Source organism: Paraburkholderia sp., from assembly GCF_026225065.1.
Lineage (GTDB): Bacteria > Pseudomonadota > Gammaproteobacteria > Burkholderiales > Burkholderiaceae > Paraburkholderia.
In genome coordinates this window covers 1-2,809 of sequence record NZ_JAMFSB010000425.1, presented here as the reverse complement: position 1 = coordinate 2,809, position 2,809 = coordinate 1, and the positions used below count along the sequence as shown (strand labels likewise).

General features: G+C 63.5%; 3 protein-coding genes. All 3 read right to left on the bottom strand.

The annotated features are described in order from the left end of the window. The coding region (locus M0954_RS29010; protein ID WP_297356922.1) for a molybdopterin cofactor-binding domain-containing protein at nt 1-1,582 on the bottom strand (1,582 nt) is incomplete at its 3' end. Further along, complete coding sequence (locus tag M0954_RS29005; protein WP_297356920.1) at nt 1,579-2,034, bottom strand: (2Fe-2S)-binding protein; 456 nt, start codon at nt 2,032-2,034, stop codon at nt 1,579-1,581. The genes M0954_RS29010 and M0954_RS29005, both read right to left, overlap by 4 nt. Further along, nucleotides 2,031-2,809, bottom strand: a 779-nt coding sequence (locus M0954_RS29000; protein WP_297356918.1) for a c-type cytochrome, incomplete at its 5' end; no start/stop codon positions are given. The genes M0954_RS29000 and M0954_RS29005, both read right to left, overlap by 4 nt.

Below are 2,809 nucleotides of genomic sequence, written 5' to 3'. Positions count from 1 at the left end.
GTAAAAAATGATGCTGCACGTACAAGTTGGGCACGCGATACAACGGAATGCTGTTGCGGTCGCCGCCACCTTCAGGCATCGGAATCGGTTTCGGCGGCGCGGGCGTGAAGGGCTTCGACAGAGACCATGTCGGCATGAAGCGCCCGGCGTTTTCGATGCGGTTGTTATGCGTGTTGCTCCATAGCTCGTACTTCCAGTCGACGATCTGCCCGCTTGCATCGAGTGACGCGGAGACATTACTCGACATCGCCGGTCCGAACGGCTCCCACGTGTGTTCCTGCTCACGCATCCATTGCACGCGGACTGGTTTTCCCGGCACGGCGCGCGCAATCAGCGCGGCGTCGGCGGCGACATCGTCGGCACCGTTGTGTCCGTAGCAGCCGGAGCCTTCGACATGAATGCAACGCACGTGCTCGGGCGGCATCGACAGCATTTCGGCCAGCCCTTTGCGCATCGGGAAGACGCCTTGCGTGTGAGTCCAGACCGTCATCTGTCCATCGTTGAGCCAGGCGACAGCGCATGATGGTCCGATCGACCCATGCGTCAGATACGGTTTCGTGAAACGCGCGTGCAGTGTCTGCGCTGCGGGGGCCGCCGCGCCCTGCGTGTTGGCAACGGAGATTTCCTGCGCGGGCAGTTTCTCCAGCGTCTCGTGAATCGTCGCCTGTGCCGGCAGCGGCGGCCCGCTTTGCCATTGCGCGAGCTCCGTCAGCGCGCGCATGGCGGTGATGGCGCGCCATTCATCGTCGGCCACGACCGCGAGATAACTGCCGTCCTGCACGATGGCGATCACGCCTGGCATCGACCGCACCTGCGCCACATCCACCGACTTCAACGTCGCACCATAGGACGGTGGCCGCACCACGCGCGCGTGCACCATGCCGGGCAGCTTCATATCCTGCACATAGCGTGGGGCGCCGGTCACCTTGCCCGGAATATCGACACGATGAAACGACTGACCGATTACCTTATAGGTACTGGGATCTTTGGTCGGCACGCCGGGCTGCGCATTGCGATGCAGATTGACGCCGCTGACCGCTTCGCCGAACGCAAGACGACGGCCATCGGCGGCAATGATTTCACCGTTGTGGGTCGTCAACGCCGCAACGTCGACGTTCAATCGAGCTGCTGCGGCCTCGAGCAGGAGCGCCCGTACCTGAGCCGTTGCGTTGGCGATCGCGGTGCCGCTGTCGGCCGTTGAGTGGCTGCCTGCGGTGTAGCCTTCGTCGGGTGTCGAGTTGGTGTCCGCGGTGACGAGCGTGATGTGTTCAGGCGTCACGCCGAACTGTTCGGCGGCGATCTGCATGAACGCCGTGCGAATGCCGGTGCCGAGTTCCGCCTTGCCGGTAAACACGCTGATGCGGCCCGTTTCGTCGATCTTGACCCAGGCGTCGAGCATCGGCGCCGTTTTCAGACTGCCCGGCAGACTCGGCGCTGACGCGGTGAAGGTGCCGGCTTCGGTCGTGGTGGTCTGCGCGAGCGCGCGTGCCCCAGGCATCAGCGTAAAGCCGACCATCACGCTGCCCGCCGCCAGAAAGCGGCGGCGGCTGACACTGTCGGGCGTGGTCGGCGTGTCGTTCATGCGTGTTGCCCCGCTTCACGGATCGCCGCGAGTATCCGCATATGCGTACCGCAACGGCACAGGTTCGGCTCCATATGTGCGCGGATCTGTTCGTCGGTGGGAGAGGGGACGCGTTCGAGCAGCGCCTGTGCCCGCATCACCATGCCGGCGATGCAGTAGCCGCACTGTGCCGCCTGCCGGTCGATGAATGCCTGTTGCAGCTTGCCGGGCTTGTCCGTGGTGCCAAGTCCTTCGATCGTGCGCACCACACGTGTGCCGACCGCCGCAACGGGCAGCAGACACGAGAACACCGGCTGGTCGCCGACGATTACGGTGCACGCGCCGCATTGGCCGAGACCGCAACCAAACTTGGCGCCGTGCAGGCCGAGCTGGTTGCGCAAGGCATAGAGCAACGGTGTCGATGGATCGATATCGAGCTGATGCGGTACGCCATTCACGACGAGTGTCATCATGGTTCGCTAGTCTCCTTGCGCAGTTTCTCGACGTTAGCCGCGTCGAGGGTCCATGCGGGTTGGCTGCTGAAGTTGGCACGCAGGAACGCGGCGAGATCGGCAATCTGCGCGTCGGTGAGCGTGCCGGCGAACGGCGGCATGTACGGGCCGCGTGTGCTGCGTTCGTTAGGAATCCCGTCGAGAATCAGCCGCAATGCATTGCGTGGGTCTTGCGCGTTAACGGCTGTGCTGAGCGCGAGCGAAGGGCGGTCGCCAAACGTCGTCATCGGTGCATGCGCTGCGTGACATGACGCGCACGTAGCGCTAAAGAGCACCGCGCCATTCTGCACGTGCGCGTTGTCGGCTGACGTGGTTTGCGCTTGAGCTTCTTGCGGTGCCGCGTCTGTTGATGCTGGAGCGCTTGTCGATTGCAGTGAAAGCAGATAGGTGGCCATCGCGTCGACGTCGGCATCGGACGCATTCGCTAGCGACAGCGTGACTGGCTGCATCGGCCCCGCCGACGCGCCATGTTGATCCGCAAGGCCGGTACGCAGATACGCGGTCAACTGGTCGTGCGTCCACGGTTTGGGCGCGCGTAGTAACGTGGTCAGCGCAGGTGCCTGCCAGCCTTCGATCACGTTTCCATCGAACGCCTCATCGCGCTTTTCGGCCCCGAGCAGATTCATCGGCGTGTGGCACGCTGCACAATGCGCAGGCCCGTCGATCAGATATCGGCCGCGCAATAGCTGTTCTTCGTGCGACGAGGTTGGCGTCGATGTTGCTGTTGCTGTTACTG

Excerpts from the sequence above, each read along its gene's own strand:
- M0954_RS29005 (WP_297356920.1), bottom strand. The coding sequence starts at position 2,034 with ATGATGACACTCGTCGTGAATGGCGTACCGCATCAGCTCGATATCGAT.